The organism is Cedecea sp. VD22 (genome assembly GCF_037150195.1).
Taxonomy (GTDB): domain Bacteria; phylum Pseudomonadota; class Gammaproteobacteria; order Enterobacterales; family Enterobacteriaceae; genus Cedecea.
Genome location: NZ_JBBCPX010000006.1, coordinates 174,759 through 190,803, shown reverse-complemented (window position 1 = coordinate 190,803; position 16,045 = coordinate 174,759). Strand labels below are relative to the sequence as shown.

The 16,045-nt window shown below is 55.6% G+C and carries 18 protein-coding genes and 1 other RNA gene; 13 read left to right on the top strand and 6 right to left on the bottom strand.

What is annotated here, in order from left to right:
* Positions 1–13 precede the first annotated feature (13 nt).
* Positions 14–370 carry a ComEA family DNA-binding protein gene (locus WFK85_RS13865; protein WP_336708295.1) on the top strand — a complete coding sequence of 119 codons (357 nt, stop codon included), beginning with the start codon at positions 14–16 and terminating at the stop codon, positions 368–370.
* A gap of 131 nt (positions 371–501) precedes the next feature.
* Entirely contained in the window at positions 502–903 is a 402-nt protein-coding gene (locus tag WFK85_RS13860; RefSeq protein ID WP_008454627.1) for a YbgC/FadM family acyl-CoA thioesterase, read from the top strand.
* 142 nt (positions 904–1,045) lie between these two features.
* Here the strand turns inward: WFK85_RS13860 and queC are convergent, their stop codons facing one another.
* Positions 1,046–1,741 carry a 7-cyano-7-deazaguanine synthase QueC gene (gene queC, locus WFK85_RS13855; protein ID WP_336708297.1) on the bottom strand — a complete coding sequence of 232 codons (696 nt, stop codon included), beginning with the start codon at positions 1,739–1,741 and terminating at the stop codon, positions 1,046–1,048.
* 74 nt (positions 1,742–1,815) lie between these two features.
* Positions 1,816–3,519, bottom strand: coding sequence for an SgrR family transcriptional regulator (locus WFK85_RS13850; RefSeq protein ID WP_336708299.1), 1,704 nt, complete (start codon positions 3,517–3,519; stop codon positions 1,816–1,818).
* A 94-nt stretch (positions 3,520–3,613) separates the two neighbouring features.
* Here WFK85_RS13850 and cof point away from each other — a divergent pair, with 94 nt between their 5' ends.
* On the top strand, positions 3,614–4,438 hold the full coding sequence (gene cof, locus WFK85_RS13845; RefSeq protein ID WP_166994434.1) for an HMP-PP phosphatase: 825 nt from the start codon (positions 3,614–3,616) through the stop codon (positions 4,436–4,438).
* Positions 4,439–4,472: 34 nt separating this feature from the next.
* Here the strand turns inward: cof and WFK85_RS13840 are convergent, their stop codons facing one another.
* Positions 4,473–5,519: a pyridoxal-phosphate dependent enzyme gene (locus tag WFK85_RS13840; RefSeq protein WP_166994436.1), complete on the bottom strand. Its 1,047-nt coding sequence runs from the start codon at positions 5,517–5,519 to the stop codon at positions 4,473–4,475.
* A 115-nt stretch (positions 5,520–5,634) separates the two neighbouring features.
* On the opposite strand from WFK85_RS13840, the gene WFK85_RS13835 reads away from it, so the two are divergent.
* The 5 genes from WFK85_RS13835 (at position 5,635) to amtB (ending at position 11,640) form a co-directional block, all read left to right on the top strand.
* Positions 5,635–6,096 (top strand): Lrp/AsnC family transcriptional regulator, encoded by a 462-nt coding sequence (locus WFK85_RS13835; RefSeq protein WP_039290800.1) that lies wholly within the window; start codon positions 5,635–5,637, stop codon positions 6,094–6,096.
* Between the two features lie 74 nt (positions 6,097–6,170).
* Entirely contained in the window at positions 6,171–7,952 is a 1,782-nt protein-coding gene (locus WFK85_RS13830; RefSeq protein WP_336708302.1) for a SmdA family multidrug ABC transporter permease/ATP-binding protein, read from the top strand.
* Positions 7,942–9,717 carry a SmdB family multidrug efflux ABC transporter permease/ATP-binding protein gene (locus WFK85_RS13825; RefSeq protein ID WP_336708303.1) on the top strand — a complete coding sequence of 592 codons (1,776 nt, stop codon included), beginning with the start codon at positions 7,942–7,944 and terminating at the stop codon, positions 9,715–9,717. The genes WFK85_RS13830 and WFK85_RS13825 overlap by 11 nt, the downstream gene beginning before the upstream one ends.
* Positions 9,718–9,977: 260 nt before the next feature.
* Entirely contained in the window at positions 9,978–10,316 is a 339-nt protein-coding gene (gene glnK / locus WFK85_RS13820; protein WP_002891893.1) for a P-II family nitrogen regulator, read from the top strand.
* A gap of 31 nt (positions 10,317–10,347) precedes the next feature.
* On the top strand, positions 10,348–11,640 hold the full coding sequence (gene amtB / locus WFK85_RS13815; RefSeq protein ID WP_336708307.1) for an ammonium transporter AmtB: 1,293 nt from the start codon (positions 10,348–10,350) through the stop codon (positions 11,638–11,640).
* Positions 11,641–11,731: 91 nt separating this feature from the next.
* On the opposite strand, the gene tesB is transcribed toward amtB, so the two are convergent.
* Complete coding sequence (tesB, locus tag WFK85_RS13810; RefSeq protein ID WP_166994444.1) at positions 11,732–12,592, bottom strand: acyl-CoA thioesterase II; 861 nt, start codon at positions 12,590–12,592, stop codon at positions 11,732–11,734.
* A gap of 200 nt (positions 12,593–12,792) precedes the next feature.
* Between tesB and WFK85_RS13805 the strand changes: the two genes are divergently transcribed.
* Positions 12,793–13,365, top strand: a complete 573-nt coding sequence (locus WFK85_RS13805) for a YbaY family lipoprotein (RefSeq protein WP_034807615.1) — start codon at positions 12,793–12,795, stop codon at positions 13,363–13,365.
* Positions 13,366–13,393: 28 nt separating this feature from the next.
* Here WFK85_RS13805 and WFK85_RS13800 read toward each other — a convergent pair whose 3' ends face one another.
* On the bottom strand, positions 13,394–13,705 hold the full coding sequence (locus tag WFK85_RS13800) for an MGMT family protein (RefSeq protein WP_336708310.1): 312 nt from the start codon (positions 13,703–13,705) through the stop codon (positions 13,394–13,396).
* A 171-nt stretch (positions 13,706–13,876) separates the two neighbouring features.
* On the opposite strand from WFK85_RS13800, the gene ffs reads away from it, so the two are divergent.
* Positions 13,877–13,973, top strand: an RNA gene (gene ffs, locus WFK85_RS13795) — signal recognition particle sRNA small type.
* A gap of 17 nt (positions 13,974–13,990) precedes the next feature.
* Here ffs and WFK85_RS13790 read toward each other — a convergent pair.
* Positions 13,991–14,884, bottom strand: a complete 894-nt coding sequence (locus WFK85_RS13790) for an EamA family transporter (protein ID WP_166994447.1) — start codon at positions 14,882–14,884, stop codon at positions 13,991–13,993.
* Positions 14,885–14,989: 105 nt separating this feature from the next.
* Here WFK85_RS13790 and WFK85_RS13785 point away from each other — a divergent pair, with 105 nt between their 5' ends.
* From WFK85_RS13785 to WFK85_RS13775, 3 genes are all read left to right on the top strand, one after another.
* Positions 14,990–15,436, top strand: a complete 447-nt coding sequence (locus WFK85_RS13785) for an Lrp/AsnC family transcriptional regulator (RefSeq protein ID WP_008454658.1) — start codon at positions 14,990–14,992, stop codon at positions 15,434–15,436.
* A 131-nt stretch (positions 15,437–15,567) separates the two neighbouring features.
* The gene (locus tag WFK85_RS13780) at positions 15,568–15,822 is read left to right on the top strand and encodes a hypothetical protein (protein WP_008454659.1); all 255 of its coding nucleotides are present in this window, start codon (positions 15,568–15,570) and stop codon (positions 15,820–15,822) included.
* Entirely contained in the window at positions 15,819–16,043 is a 225-nt protein-coding gene (locus tag WFK85_RS13775; RefSeq protein WP_008454666.1) for a hypothetical protein, read from the top strand. Before WFK85_RS13780 ends, WFK85_RS13775 begins: the two co-directional genes overlap by 4 nt.
* Positions 16,044–16,045 lie beyond the last annotated feature (2 nt).

The following is a 16,045-nucleotide window of genomic DNA, read 5'->3' as shown; positions in this document are numbered from 1 at the left end:
TGGAGGACACAGCATGACATCAGGCATTAAAGCATTTTCACTTTCCCTCGTTCTGGCCGGTTTACTTGGCTGCGCCCCGGCACATGCTGCCGCAGAAAAAGCCGGTTCAGCCTCGGTCAGCTCGGCAGCGACGCAGTCTAAAGCCGCCTCCGCCAAAACGGCAGAGCAAGGGGAGGGGCTGGTGAGTATCAATAGCGCCCCGGCGGAAGAACTTGCCCAGAAAATGAATGGCGTGGGATTGAAAAAGGCGCAGGCCATCGTCAGCTACCGTGACGAGTTCGGCCCGTTTAAAACGCTAGATCAGCTGCAGGAGGTCCCGGGCATTGGCGCATCGCTGGTAGAACGTAATCTGGCTCGCATAAAACTTTGAGTTTACGTGCTCAGGCTTCCACCTGAAGAGAAAAGTTTGCTACGCTGAGCTAGAGGTCATACCAGTTGTCGGGGTATGGCCTCGCTTACCTTCACCTGATGACAACAAGAACAGAACAAGGGCTTCGCGCTATGCAGACACATATCAAAGTTCGTGGATACCACATGGACGTCTATCAACACGTTAACAACGCCCGTTATCTTGAGTTCCTCGAGGAGGCCCGCTGGGAAGGGCTGGAAAAAACGACGGGCTTCCAGTGGATGACGGAACACAACATCGCTTTTATCGTGGTGAACATCAATATTAGCTACCGCCGTCCGGCGGTACTTGGGGATCTGCTGCGCATTGACAGCAAACTCCAGCAGATTAACGGTAAAAGCGGTGTGTTGAGCCAGGTGGTGACGCTGGAGCCTGAAGGCGAAGCCGTGGCCGACGCGCTGCTGACCTTCGTCTGCATTGATTTAAAGACGCAAAAGGCCGTTCCGCTGGAAGGTGAACTGCGTGAGAAACTGGAACAGATGATGAGTGCCTAAAATCGCCGACAAAGAGGGAAAAGCCTGGTTTTCCCTCTTTGTTATCATCAGCAGAAAATCAATGAATTGATTTTCTGGTCTTTTTTACGAACTGTCCGGTATTTCTTCTATCGACAGAGGCTTGTGACCACGCCGTTATGTTTTATTTGAGGCCTGTTTTTTGCTTCATTGCGGCCATGACTGCGGGTTTATTGGCCAGATAGTGGTTCAGGCCCTTAGCTCGCAGATTACAGGCGGCGCATTCGCCACAGCCGTCGCCCTGGACGCCGTTGTAGCAGGTCAGCGTCTCCTGGCGGACCGTTTCCAGGCTCTGCCAGTAATCGGCCAGCGCCCAGGTTTCCGCTTTGTCCAGCCACATCAGCGGCGTTTCAAACCGGATATCTCTTGCCATCCCGAGGCTTACCGCATGGTTAAGTGCTTTGACAAACTCGTCGCGGCAGTCCGGGTAGCCAGAGAAGTCCGTTTCGCAGACGCCGGTTATCACGGATTCCGCTTCAACCTGATAAGCGTAAATCGCCGCCAGGGTCAGGAACAGGATATTGCGGCCTGGGACGAAAGTGCTTGGGATGCCTTTGTCCTCCGGGTTGTAACCCGGCACCGGAATGCTGTCTCGCGTCAGGCTGCTCACCGCCAGTTCGTTCAGCAGGGTAACGTCCAGGACTTTATGCGCACGGGCGCCAAGTTTCAGCGAGAGCTTTTGGGCCACGTCAATTTCTGCCCGATGGCGCTGACCATAATCAAAGGTCACACAGTGGACTTCATCGTATTGCTGTAAGGCCTGAATCAGGCAAGTGGTGGAGTCCTGTCCGCCGCTGAAAACCACGACTGTACGTTTCATTCTCTATCCTGTCGTTCATTAGGGTGTCTGGAAAAGGCTATGGTAACGTCCCGCCAGGGCGTGAGCCAGCTTCTTCACGTCATTCCCGGCGGCGGGAGCCAGGCTTCGCAAAAATCAAACCAGCCCCAGGCATTCAGTTCAATGCCGTTCACGCCGGGTGGGGCGCTTATCTGGTAGCGATAATTAAACAGCGGTGTGACCACGGCATCCCGCATCAGGCCATAAAAAACGTCTTTCAGCCCTTCATTGCGTTCATAAGAAGGAGGGGAAGCCTGCACGGCATCCAGCGTGGCCTGCATATGGGCGTAATGTCCGGCGCTTAATAAATTGGGCCACAATACATCGCTGCGAAGCCATTGCTCCAGGGTGTATTCCGGCGCTTCGCCAATCATCCTGTCGCCCATCACGATATCGGCCTGGGCTAAATCCCCGCAGCCAGCCCAGGTTTTAGCATCGTGAAAAATTACCGTCAGTTCACAGCCTCGTTCTGCCAGGTAACGCTTGAGCTGAAGAGCCATCGCGTGAAGTTCGACCGGCAAATGGTAAACCAGGGTCAGTTTTTTCGGTAACGTGACGGCTGTGTGCGCATCCCAGCCGGGAATTTGCCAGCCAGGGATCATCTCTCTATTGGGGGTGATCAGATCGCTGTTAAGCGGCAGCGTGGCGATCATCTCCGGTTCCCGGACAATTTGCATGATTGTTCTGGCCTGCGCGGCGTTGAGTCTTCCCTGCGGGCGGATCCCCAGATAGCAAAAACCCAGGCTGATACTGCTGCTGACCGGGCGCAGATTCTCCAGCTCATCCTGCTGGCCGATGGCGATTTGCACCGGATGCAAACAGCTGGTGCCGAGTGCAGTTTCGAAGAGCTGCGGGGTTATCCAGTATTCGATGGCTTTCAGCAGCGGGTGTTTCAGATGATAACTTTCAAAGCTTTCCAGCCGCACCAGGTTCGGCCTGAAGCTGACAATGCGGAATGGGCCGCAGCCCAGTTGTGTATCCTGCGGATGGGCCAGGCGGCTGCAGTAGCTCGCCAGGCGATGCGCGAGCCAATAGTCCGGCCGATGCAAAATAAAGCGCAGGCACTGCGCGTGAGGGATCTCAATACGCTTGACGCTGATAAACAGCCGCCGCAGGGCGGGCAGCTCGAGCAGTATCATCAGCCGCTGTTGAAGCTGATGGGTTTCTACGGGTTCGCCATTGTGCCAGTGCAGGGTTGAGCGAATAAAAAAGTCCCAGCACAGGCCATTGTTTGATATTTGCCAGTGGTGGGCGAGGTCAGGCTGGGGCTCCGGGCTTTCACGGGTAAAGCGCGTGAGGCCGGAAAACACCTGCCCGGCGAGATGCTGCTCGGCTCTACCCGGCAGAAAACCAGGGGCAACGGGATCGAGAGGGCGATAATAGGGAATGCGCAGCGTGGGGACATCGTTTTGCCACTGGCCGCCGAGGAACGGCTGTAATAACTGGCGAAGCTGTTCCGGCGCAAGCTGAGCCAGCTCCAGCGCATTCTGATGCTGGCCCTTATCCAGAACCTGCTCCATCATGCCGGAACGCACGTTTTCCGGCGAAACCAGAAACGTCAGGTCACCGCGTTTACCGCGGCCAGACTGTGCACGCCAGCGCAGCCAGCCCGCGTCTTCAAGCTGATTAAGCAGCGTCCTGACGTGGCGATCGCTACAAAAACAGCGCTCGGCCAGCTCGGCAACGGTCACCTGCTGCGGTTCCCCGCCGGAAGGCTGCCATAAACGCTGGAATTGATTGAGCCGATTCAGAAGTCGCATAATAAACCCGGAACATTTTTTTCCAAGTATTCACTATTAGTTCCGTATATTCCAGAGGATACTTTTGCCTGTCACGATCACTTCTGGAGTAACCATGGCTCGTCTGGCTGCATTTGATATGGACGGCACGCTGCTGCTGCCCGACCATCACCTTGGGGAAGCAACCCTGAATACGCTGAAGCGCCTGCGTGAAGAGCGCCAGATAACCCTGGCTTTTGCAACCGGCCGCCACGAGCTGGAGATGCGCCATATTCTCGGCAAGATCGATCTCGACGCTTTCCTGATCACCGGCAACGGCACGCGCATTCACAGCATGGAAGGTGAGCTAATGCACCGCAACGATCTCTCGCCGTGGGCGGTAGAGACGGTGCTGCACGGCCACTGGGATACCGAAGCGAGCATGCATGCCTTTAACGATTCAGGTTGGCTAACCAGCCATGAAATCCCGGAAATGCTTCATGCACACGTATACAGCGGTTTCCGGCCACATATCGTCGATCTTCGTCGTTTACCGGCTCACGAGGTCACCAAGATCTGCTTCTGCGGCGATCATGACGATCTGTGCCGCCTGCGCATTCAGCTCAATGAAGCACTGGGCGATCGCGCCTTTCTTTGCTTCTCGGCAATGGACTGCCTGGAAGTGCTGCCGGTGGGCAGCAACAAGGGCGCAGCGCTTGATGTACTGAGCGCCCACTTAGGTTTGACTCTGCAGGATTGCATGGCATTTGGCGACGCGATGAACGACCGCGAAATGCTCTCGGCGGTTGGGCACGGCCTGATTATGGGCAACGCCATGCCGCAGCTAAAAGCGGATTTACCCCATCTGCCGGTTATCGGCCACTGCCGTAACCAGGCGGTCTCGCACTATTTGACGCACTGGCTGGACACTCCACATCTCACCTATTCCCCCGAATATTGAGACCTTACAGCGCCGGGCATTTAGCCCGGTTTTTTTATTTAATCAGACGGCCAATCTCAGCCTTAAATGGTGAGAGATCGCCGATATGATCGTTGACCCAGGCTGAATTGTAGTAGGACTCAAGGTAGCGTTCGCCGCTGTCGCAAAGCAGCGTCACGATAGAACCACTCCGGCCTTCCTCACGCATTCTCGCGGCAAGCTGCAATACGCCCCACATATTGGTGCCGGTTGAGGCCCCCACTTTGCGGCCAAGCTGGGATTCAAGCCATTGCATGGTGGCGACGCTGGCGGCGTCCGGCACGCGCATCATCTCGTCAATCACATCGGGAATAAACGAAGGCTCGCAGCGCGGGCGACCAATTCCTTCGATTTTGCTGCCCACTGCGCTTTTCAGGCCACAGTCGCGCTGCTGCCAGTAATCAAGAAATACTGAGTTCTGCGGATCGACGACGACCAGCTTTGTGTCGTGGCCCTGGAAGCGAAGATAACGACCAATGGTGGCTGAGGTGCCGCCGGTCCCCGCGCTCATCACGATGTAATCCGGTACCGGATTCGGCTCATGGGTCATCTGGCGGAAAATACTGTCGGCGATATTGTTGTTCCCGCGCCAGTCGGTTGCCCGCTCAGCGTAGGTGAACTGGTCCATATAATGGCCGTTCAGCTCGCGGGCAAGCATTTCCGAAGCGGCGTAAATTTCGCAGGCGCTGTCTACAAAGTGGCAGCGGCCGCCGTAGAATTCGATCTGTTCAATTTTGCGTTTTGCGGTGCTGGCGGGCATTACGGCAATAAACGGCAGGCCAAGCAGACGAGCAAAATAGGCTTCTGACACCGCCGTTGAGCCAGAGGAGGCTTCGATAATCGTGGTGCCTTCTTTAATCCAGCCGTTACACAGCCCGTACAGGAACAGGGAGCGCGCGAGGCGGTGCTTCAGGCTGCCGGTCGGGTGAGTGCTCTCATCCTTCAGATACAGCTGAATACCCGGAAAAGCGGGCAAAGCCAGGCGGATCAGATGCGTATCCGCAGAGCGTTGATAGTCGGCGTTGATCTCGCTGATGGCGTTGGTCACCCAGGTACTGGTCATGGAAAATTCTCATTTATCAATTTGTGCTTAGCGTAATCCAAAGTCAGGATAAAAAAGTTGCCATTTTGCCTGTTTAGCGCTTCCATTAGAGAAAATATTTCTCTCCGGTGGTCTCATGATAGATAAAATTGACCAAAAGCTGCTTGCGATGCTGCAGCAGGACTGTACCCTGTCTTTGCAGGCGCTGGCGGATGCCGTTAATCTGACCACCACCCCGTGCTGGAAACGCTTAAAACGTCTGGAAGACGAAGGCTATATTCGCGGCAAAGTGGCGCTGCTGGACCCGGAAAAACTCGGCCTGGGCCTGACGGCGTTTGTGCTGATTAAAACCCAGCAGCACAGCAGCGAATGGTACTGCAAATTTGTCTCGGTGGTGGAAGCCATGCCCGAAGTTCTGGGGTTCTGGCGCATGGCCGGCGAATATGACTATCTGATTCGGGTTCAGGTCGCCGACATGAAGCGGTACGACGACTTTTATAAGCGGCTGGTGAACGGCATCCCGGGATTAAGCGATGTCACTTCGAGTTTTGCCATGGAACAGATAAAATACACCACAGCATTACCTCTAACTTCCTGATTCCGCAATGTGCGGAACAGTAGCCTCTACTCTTTTGCCCTGGCCGGCAGGCAGCATTTCAGGATCTAAACTTCGTGCGATTATTTGCTCAATTAAGCTGGTACTTCACCCGCGAGTGGCGACGCTACCTCGGCGCGGTGGCATTGCTTATTATCATCGCTATTTTGCAGCTCGTGCCGCCAAAAGTGGTGGGCGTGATTGTGGATGGCGTGGTGCAGCAGAGTCTCTCCTCTCAGCAGGTGCTGATGTGGATTGGCCTGATGCTGCTTATTGCTGTGGTAGTTTATCTGGTGCGCTACGTCTGGCGCGTCCTGCTGTTCGGGGCGTCTTACCAGCTTGCGGTTGAGTTGCGGGAAAACTATTACCGCCAGCTAAGCCGCCACCACCCTGAATTTTATCTCCGTCACCGTACCGGCGACCTCATGGCGCGCGCGACTAACGATGTCGATCGCGTGGTATTCGCCGCGGGGGAAGGGGTGCTAACTCTGGTGGACTCGCTGGTCATGGGGTTGGCGGTGCTGATAGTCATGTCCACCCAAATCAGCTGGGAGCTCACATTGCTGGCGCTTCTGCCGATGCCGATTATGGCCGTGGTGATTAAACGTGACGGCGCGCGTTTGCACGATCGCTTCAAAGTGGCGCAGGCGGCATTCTCAGCCTTAAACGATCGTACTCAGGAAAGCATGACCAGCATCCGCATGATCAAGGCGTTCGGCCTTGAAGACAGGCAGTCGGCGCTGTTTGCCGCAGAAGCTCAGGATGCCGGGGCGAAAAACATGCGCGTCGCGCGCATTGATGCCCGCTTTGACCCCACCATTTATGTGGCAATTGGGGCCGCAAACCTTTTAGCCATCGGCGGCGGAAGCTGGATGGTTATCGAGGGCTCGCTTACCCTGGGGCAGCTCACCAGTTTTGTGATGTACCTCGGCCTGATGATCTGGCCGATGCTGGCGCTGGCCTGGATGTTCAATATTGTCGAACGAGGAAGTGCGGCCTACAGCCGTATCCGCGCGATGCTGGAAGAAGAGCCGGGCGTGGTCGACGGCGATAAAACGCTGCCGGAAGGGCGGGCTGAACTGGTGGCTTCGATTCGCCAGTTCCACTACCCGCAGACCGCTCAGCCGACGCTGCAAAACGTCAACTTCACCCTTAAACCGGGTGAAATGCTTGGCCTGTGCGGGCCAACGGGGTCCGGTAAAAGCACGATTCTCGCGCTGATCCAGCGTCATTTCGACGTGGAAGAGGGCGATATTCGCTACCACGATATTCCGCTCACGGCGCTGAAAATTGACGGCTGGAGAAGCCGTCTGGCTATCGTGAACCAGACGCCGTTCCTGTTCTCTGACACCGTGGCCAGCAACATTGCGCTGGGTAAACCGGGTGCCACCCAGGAGGACATTGAGCGTGTCGCTCGCCTGGCCAGCGTTCATGAAGATATCCTGCGCTTGCCGCAAGGGTACGATACCGAAGTGGGTGAGCGTGGGGTCATGCTTTCGGGTGGGCAAAAACAGCGTATTTCTATTGCGAGGGCGCTGCTGCTTGATGCCGAAATCCTGATTCTGGATGACGCGCTTTCCGCAGTAGATGGCCGCACCGAGCACCAAATTCTGCACAACCTGCGCGAGTGGGGTGAACACCGCACGGTCATTATCAGCGCCCACCGCCTGTCTGCATTAACGGAAGCTAGCGAGATCCTGGTGATGCAGCACGGGCATATCGCCCAGCGTGGCAGCCATGATGCGCTCGCGTCTCAGCCGGGCTGGTATCGGGATATGTACCGCTATCAACAGCTGGAGGCCGCGCTGGACGAAGCCCCGGAGCAGGAAGATGTCAGGGAGAGCGCCAATGAGTCGTAAACAACAGTGGCCTACCATTAAACGCCTGCTGGCTTACGGATCGCCGTGGCGCAAACCGCTGGGTGGGGCGATGCTGATGCTCTGGGTTGCGGCTGCCGCTGAGGTTTGTGGCCCGGTGCTGGTGAGCTATTTTATTGATAACCTGGTGGCGAAAAACCAGATGCCGCTTGGCCTGGCGGCCGGACTGGCGGTGGCTTATATCCTGTTGTCGATTAGCGCTGCCGGGCTGCACTACCTTCAGGCGCTGCTGTTTAACCGCGCGGCGGTAGGTGTGGTGCAAAAACTGCGTACCGATGTCATGGACGCTGCGCTGCGCCAGCCGCTGAGTGCGTTTGACACGCAGCCGGTAGGGCAATTGATCTCGCGCGTAACAAACGACACCGAAGTGATCCGTGACCTGTATGTCACCGTTGTGGCAACGGTGCTGCGCAGCGCGGCACTGATCGGCGCTATGCTGGTGGCGATGTTCACGCTCGACTGGCGCATGGCGCTGGTAGCTATCACCATCTTCCCAGCGGTTATCGCCGTGATGTTTATCTACCAGCGCTACAGCACGCCGATTGTGCGCCGGGTACGCAGCTATCTGGCGGACATCAACGACGGCTTTAATGAAGTCATCAACGGCATGAGCGTGATTCAGCAGTTCCGCCAGCAGGCCCGCTTCGGCGAACGCATGGGGCAGGCAAGCCGCTCTCACTACCTGGCGCGGATGCAAACCCTGCGGCTTGATGGCTGGCTTCTGCGGCCGCTGCTTAGCCTGTTTTCGGCGATGATTCTGTGTGGCCTGCTTATGCTGTTCGGCTTCACCTCGCGCGGCACCATCGAAGTTGGCGTGCTTTATGCCTTTATTAACTACCTTGGCCGCCTGAACGAACCGCTGATTGAGCTGACCACCCAGCAATCCATTCTGCAACAGGCGGTGGTGGCCGGGGAACGCGTGTTTGAGCTGATGGACGGCAAACGTCAGGATTACGGCAATGACAACCGGCCCCTCGCCAGCGGCGCGATCAGCGTCGACAACGTCTCATTTGCCTACCGTGGCGATCGCCTGGTGCTGCAGGACATTAATCTGGAAGTGCCTTCGCGGAGCTTTATTGCCCTGGTCGGGCATACCGGCAGCGGAAAAAGCACCCTGGCCAACCTGCTGATGGGCTATTACCCGTTAACGAAAGGCGAAATACGCCTCGATGGCCGGCCGCTGGACTCCCTCAGCCATGAAACGCTGCGCCGCGGCGTGGCGATGGTGCAGCAGGATCCGGTGGTGATGGCCGATTCGTTCTTTGCCAACGTAACCCTGGGGCGGGACATCAGCGAAGAGAGGGTCTGGCAGGCGCTGGAGACGGTTCAGTTGGCCGAACTGGCGCGAGCGCTGCCGGAGGGTATCCATACCCGCCTGGGCGAGCAGGGGAACAATCTCTCCGTTGGCCAGAAGCAGCTGCTTGCTCTGGCGCGCGTGCTGGTTGAAGCCCCGCAGATCCTGATCCTCGACGAAGCCACGGCGAATATCGACTCCGGCACCGAGCAGGCTATTCAGCGGGCGCTGGCGGTAGTTCGTCAGCACACGACCCTGGTGGTGATTGCCCACCGTTTGTCTACCATCACCGATGCCGACACGATTCTGGTGCTGCATCGCGGGCAGGCCGTGGAGCGCGGTACGCACAGTGAACTTCTGGCACAGCAGGGCCGCTACTGGCAGATGTATCAGCTTCAGTTAGCCGGTGAGGAACTGGCCGCCGCCGCGCAGGAAGAATCGCTCACGGCCTGATGCACCACAACCATGCAACGCGTCGCATAAAAACCTTCGCTTCTCCGCGTTGGTGCAAAACAAAAACGCATCCTGCACCGCAGTGGTGCGTTTTTTCTTTTCAGACTAATCCCGCCCGATCCGACGCCTTCATCTGGCTTTCCGGTAACCCGCCTGAAGCCTGAAAACGTGCTGAATAACCCTGTTTTTTTATTCCTGGCATGGGCTTTGCTTTGCTCTCTACGTGCAGGTAACGACCTAATTCTGAGTGGAGAGAATTTATGAAGCTGGTAACCGTGGTAATCAAACCGTTCAAGCTTGAAGACGTGCGTGAAGCGCTCTCTTCAATCGGTATTCAGGGGCTTACCGTGACCGAAGTGAAAGGTTTCGGCCGCCAGAAAGGCCATGCGGAGCTTTACCGTGGCGCCGAGTACAGCGTCAACTTTCTGCCGAAAGTAAAAATCGATGTTGCTATTGCTGACGACCAGCTCGATGAAGTCATCGACGTGATCAGCAAAGCCGCCTACACCGGCAAAATCGGTGATGGGAAAATCTTCGTTGCAGAACTGCAACGCGTTATTCGTATTCGTACCGGCGAAGCCGACGAAGCCGCTCTGTAACTGCTGGCAAGCCTTGATTGGGATGGGAAAAATGAAAAAATTAGCTGCACTCCTTGGCTCAGGCGCCCTGGCTTTATTGCCGACGCTGGCCTTCGCTGCGGACGCGCCTGCGGTCGCGGACAAAGCCGACAACGCCTTTATGATGATATGCACCGCGCTGGTGCTGTTTATGACCATCCCTGGCCTTGCGCTGTTTTACGGCGGTCTGATTCGCTCTAAAAACGTGCTGTCGATGCTGACGCAAATCTCCGTCACCTTCGCCCTGGTTTGCGTGCTGTGGGTCGTGTATGGCTATAGCCTGGCGTTTGGCACCGGCAATAACTTCTTCGGCAGCTTTGACTGGGTGATGCTGAAAAATATCCAGCTGAAAGCGCTGATGGGCACTTTCTATCAGTATATTCATGTGGCGTTCCAGGGCTCTTTCGCCTGTATTACCGTTGGACTGGTGGTAGGGTCTCTCTCCGAACGCGTGCGCTTCTCTGCAGTGGTAATTTTTGCTGCCGTCTGGCTGACGCTCTCTTATGTGCCAATTGCGCACATGGTCTGGGGCGGCGGTATTCTGGCTACGCACGGCGCGCTGGACTTCGCGGGCGGTACAGTCGTGCACATTAACGCCGCTGTTGCTGGCTTAGTAGGTGCTTACCTGGTGGGTAAACGCGTTGGCTTCGGCAAAGAAGCGTTCAAGCCGCACAACCTGCCAATGGTGTTTATCGGCACCGCAATCCTCTACTTCGGCTGGTTCGGTTTCAACGCCGGTTCTGCAAGTGCGGCCAACGAAATCGCTGCGCTGGCGTTCGTTAACACCGTTGTCGCCACTGCGGCGGCGATTCTCTCCTGGGTCTTTGGCGAGTGGGCGCTGCGCGGTAAACCTTCTCTGCTGGGTGCCTGTTCCGGTGCTATCGCGGGTCTGGTGGGTATTACCCCGGCGTGTGGCTACGTTGGCGTGGGCGGTGCACTGCTGATTGGTCTGGTTGTTGGTCTGGCCGGTCTGTGGGGCGTGACGACGCTGAAAAAATGGCTGAACGTGGATGACCCATGTGATGTGTTCGGCGTGCACGGCGTCTGCGGCATCATCGGGTGCATCATGACCGGTATCTTTGCGGCAACTTCTCTGGGCGGCGTGGGTTATGCAGAAGGCGTGACTATGGGGCATCAGCTTCTGGTTCAGCTTGAAAGCGTGGCAATTACCATTGTCTGGTCTGGCGTGGTGGCGTTCATCGCGTTCAAGATTGCTGACCTGACCGTAGGTCTGCGTGTTCCAGAAGAGCAGGAACGCGAAGGCCTGGATGTGAACAGCCACGGCGAAAACGCGTACAACAACTGATTCGTTATCAAAACCTCGCCCGGTCGGGCGAGGTTTTACTTCTCTGTGAAAGCCACCTGTTATGCAGGTGGTTTTTTTATTGCAGCGTCAACTACCCGCGATGGCGCATGACGCCTTCCTGAACCGTGGACGCGACCAGCACGCCATCCTGCGTATAAAACTCTCCACGGACAAAGCCGCGAGCGCTCGACGCGGAGGTGCTTTCCACGCTGTACAGCAGCCACTCGTTCATGTCGAACGGACGATGGAACCACATTGAGTGATCGATAGTCGCGACCTGCATCCCCGGTTCCAGGAAACCAACGCCATGCGGCTGTAGGGCGACCGGCAAGAAATTGAAGTCGGAGGCATAGCCGAGCAGATACTGATGCACACGCAGATCCTGCGGCATGTTGCCGTTCGCGCGGATCCAGACCTGGCGGGACGGCTGATCGACGTGGCCTTTCAGCGGGTTGTGGAATACGGCCGGGCGAATTTCCAGCGGCTTTTCGCTAAGAAACTTCTCTTTCGCATGCGGCGGGAGGAATTTTTCCAGAGAGCGGGCGATGTCCGTTTCGGACGGCAGGCTATCCGGTTTTGGCGCTGGGGGCATCTCTTTCTGGTGCTCATAGCCAGATTCAGGGGCCTGGAATGACGCGGTCATATAGAAAATCGGCTTGCCGTTCTGCACCGCAGCAACGCGGCGGGCGCTAAAACTGTTGCCGTCGCGCAGGGTTTCTACGTCATAAACAATGGGCTTTTGGCTGTCGCCCGGGCGTAAAAAATAGCTGTGGAAAGAGTGAACAAGGCGCTCTTCCGGTACGGTTTCTTTAGCTGCGTAAAGCGCCTGGCCGACCACTTGCCCACCAAACACCTGACGCAGGCCTAAATCCTCGCTTTGGCCACGGAACAATCCCTCTTCAATTTTTTCCAGGTTAAGTAACGCCAATAAATTGCTGAGCGCCTGACTCATAAAATGTCCTCAATAAAAGGGAATGCGGCAAATTTTCTCGATTATAACATGCCCGTAAACAGCGTATTTGATGCACTGCCGCTGGGAACATTCCTGGTTTTCAGCAGAATTCAGTGATCTGTGCCACACTTAAGCCGTTAAGCGCGTTTTTCAACGGGGTTAGTCCCCGGCGCGACATTGATAATAAGGAGAAAAAATCAATGAAACTTGTGCCTATGTTAAGTGCTTTGGCTATCGCGGTTGCTGTTGCAGGTTGCGCACACAAGAGTGCTGATGTGCCTACTCCTGCGCCGAGTGCATCCGCCGGGGCCGCATCTGCCCAGCAATCTAACATCGCAATGCCTAACGTCTCCGGTACGGCATGGATCCGTCAGCGGGTTGCTCTGCCGCCAGATGCCGTGCTGACGGTGACTGTCTCTGACGCTTCACTGGCCGATGCCCCTTCGAAAGTCATTGCTCAGAAAGTCACGCGTACCGAAGGTAAACAGGCGCCTTTCAGCTTCGTGATCCCGTTCAACCCGGCTGACATTCAGCCGAACGCGCGTATCCTGCTGAGTGCTGCCATCACCGTGGACGGTAAGCTGATGTTTATCACCGATACCTTCCAGCCGGTGATCAACCAGGGCGGGACGAAGGCCGACCTGACGCTGGTGCCGGTACAAAATACGGCGATTCCAGTTCAGCAAGGCGGTGGGGCGGCAACAACCGTGCCATCCACCTCGCCGACTCAGGTCACGCCATCTTCAGCGGTGCCTGCGCCAACAACTTACTAAAGCGAAACGCCCCCAAATTGGGGGCGTTTTAATATTTCCAGCGGTAACGCAGCATATCAATATGACCGTCGCCTGACACCATCACTCCTTCATAAAGCAGCGCCTGGCGCTGACGTTGGAGATCGGGTCCTGTCAGTGAAATCACACCCTGCCGGTTCACCACCCGATGCCACGGTAAACGGCTGCCTTCGGGCAGACGCTTGAGTACGCCACCCACCTGGCGGGCAGCCCGGGGCGACCCGGCAAGCGCGGCAATTTCGCCGTAGGTGGTCACGCAACCTTCGGGAATGGCGGCAACAATTTGGTAAACGCGCTGTGGAAAGGAATCGTGCTTATCCATAGAGAACTCCTGGCAAAATCGCTTCTAAGGATAATCGGCGACGGAGAAAGCACCAAGTTAAACCGTTGATGCGCAATAAACCAACACCTGACCGCCGCTGGCTTGCAATTCGCGGGGGGGATGTGGATAATGCGCCAGCGCGTTGGATAACAACGCTCTCAATGGGGGCCCTGTTGGTTCTCCCGCAACACTAACTTGTGAACTCGGTCAGGTCCGGAAGGAAGCAGCCGCAGCAGGCGACGTGTGTGCCGGGATGTAGCTGGCAGGGCCCCCACCCAATTCTGGCTACCCCTTAGCCAGCAATGTTTTAGTCATACGCTTTTCTCCCCATCCTAAGTTGATCCCAGCCGCTGCCAGCAAAATCATCGCGCCACCGATAAACTGAATCGGGCTCAGACTGTGATGGAAGACGAAGCGATCCACGATCACCGCCACAATGGGGTAGATAAACGAGAGTGAGGCGGTAATTGACGTCGGCAGCTTTTGGATCGCGCCATACAGCAACTGGTACATAATGCCGGTATGCACTATGCCCAGCGTGGCGACAATTCCCCAATGCGTGAATGTCATATGCGACTGGAAATCTACCAGTGGCAGCAGTAGCAGCGTGCCGACGGCCACCTGAACGAGTGCGATTTGCTGTGGAGGAATGCCCCTCAACTGGCGTGTGATAAGCGCCGTCAGGGCATAAAAGAACGCGGCGCCCAGCGCCAGCACGATGCCCAAAAGCCAGCCACCATTCCCGTCATGATTTAGCCCGCTTGAGAGCACAAGCAGCATGCCGATAAAGGATGCTCCCAGCCAAAGCCACTTGCTGCGGCTGACTTTCTCTTTCAGGATAAAAACGCCCATCCCGACCAGCATCAGCGGCTGCGTATTGTACAGGACCGTGGCAAGCCCAATGGACGTTCGTGAATAGGCAGCGAACAGCAGCAGCCAGTTGACGACCAGCGCCACGCCGCCGAGGGCGGATATCGCAACGACCCTGCGGGTCAGATGGCTGCGCCAGTTACCGCTCATCAGGCCCAATATGAACAGCGTAATAGTCGCAAACACGCAGCGCCAGAAAACGACGTTGGCGATAGGCTGCTGAGATATTACTACGAGGGCGCCGATGGTGCCGGAGATGAGCATCGCCACAATCATTTGCAGGCTGCCGGTTCTTATCTCGCGAATCATTTTGTCTCTCCAGAATAAAGAACTTTATTCTGCGCACTGCGGCGAACTCGTTGAAGTGTAAAAATTAGGTTATAAGATACTTTTGCCTTTATAAATGAGATAAAAATGAGTGATTACCTTCCTGATGATATCGACAGGCATATTCTGACTATTCTTGCGGCGGATGCTCGTATCTCCCTGAAAGTGCTTAGTGGAAAAATTGGTCTCTCTTCACCGAGCACGGCAGAACGAGTAAAGCGGCTGGAGGAACGCGGCGTGATTAACGGCTACACCATGAACGCCAATCTCACGGCTCTGGGTTACACCCTGCAGGGACTGGTTCGCATGAAACCGTTACCGGGCATGCTGCATAAAGTGGAGAAGATGATTCAGGCGATTCCCGAGTGTATAGAATGCGACAAAATCACCGGTGAAGATTGCTTCATCATCCGGCTGGTGATCCGCTCTATTGAGCAACTTGATGAAATTCTTGATGAGCTGGCTGAGTTTGCCCAGTGCAATACGTCTATCGTCAAAAGCACGCCGGTGAAACGCAGGCTACCGCCTTTGTAAATAAATAAACCTGATATATTTTCCGGGTATTTGAATTATGACAGAAATATTAAATTTATCTCACTGGCTGGATCTTATTTATTCTCTATAGTATTAAACACCAACCTCTGTTTAAGCACTAAGGATTTGCAATGACGACGGCTACGCTGAACGTAAAAATAAGCATCGAGTTAAAAGAGAAGATTCGTCACTATGCGGAAGAGAATAGTGAAACCCTGGCAAGCGTAACGGAACGACTTCTGTCCAAAGCCTTTGACGAGCTCGACAGCGACGTGGGCGTCGATGAAGATGATGTGGACAGTCAGCATACTTCTGAGGCCCGCGTGACGCCATTAAACGATCGTGAGATCAAGGCATTGCGTAAACTGTTGAAGAAGAAAAAATGAACGCCGGTACGGACAGTACCGCCTACAGCTATCAGCAAGCCTGTGAGTTATTGCGTTCAGGTTACCTGAAAAAAGTGAAGCTTGGCTGGAATATTGGCAGCGATGAGTTTTTCCGCATTGCTTCAGACTGGTGCGATACCGGGGCCAGTATTAAAAAAGAGGGTGAACATTTCACCATCACCCTAAAAGGGTTCGCTATTCCCAGAATTTCACAAAACTAATT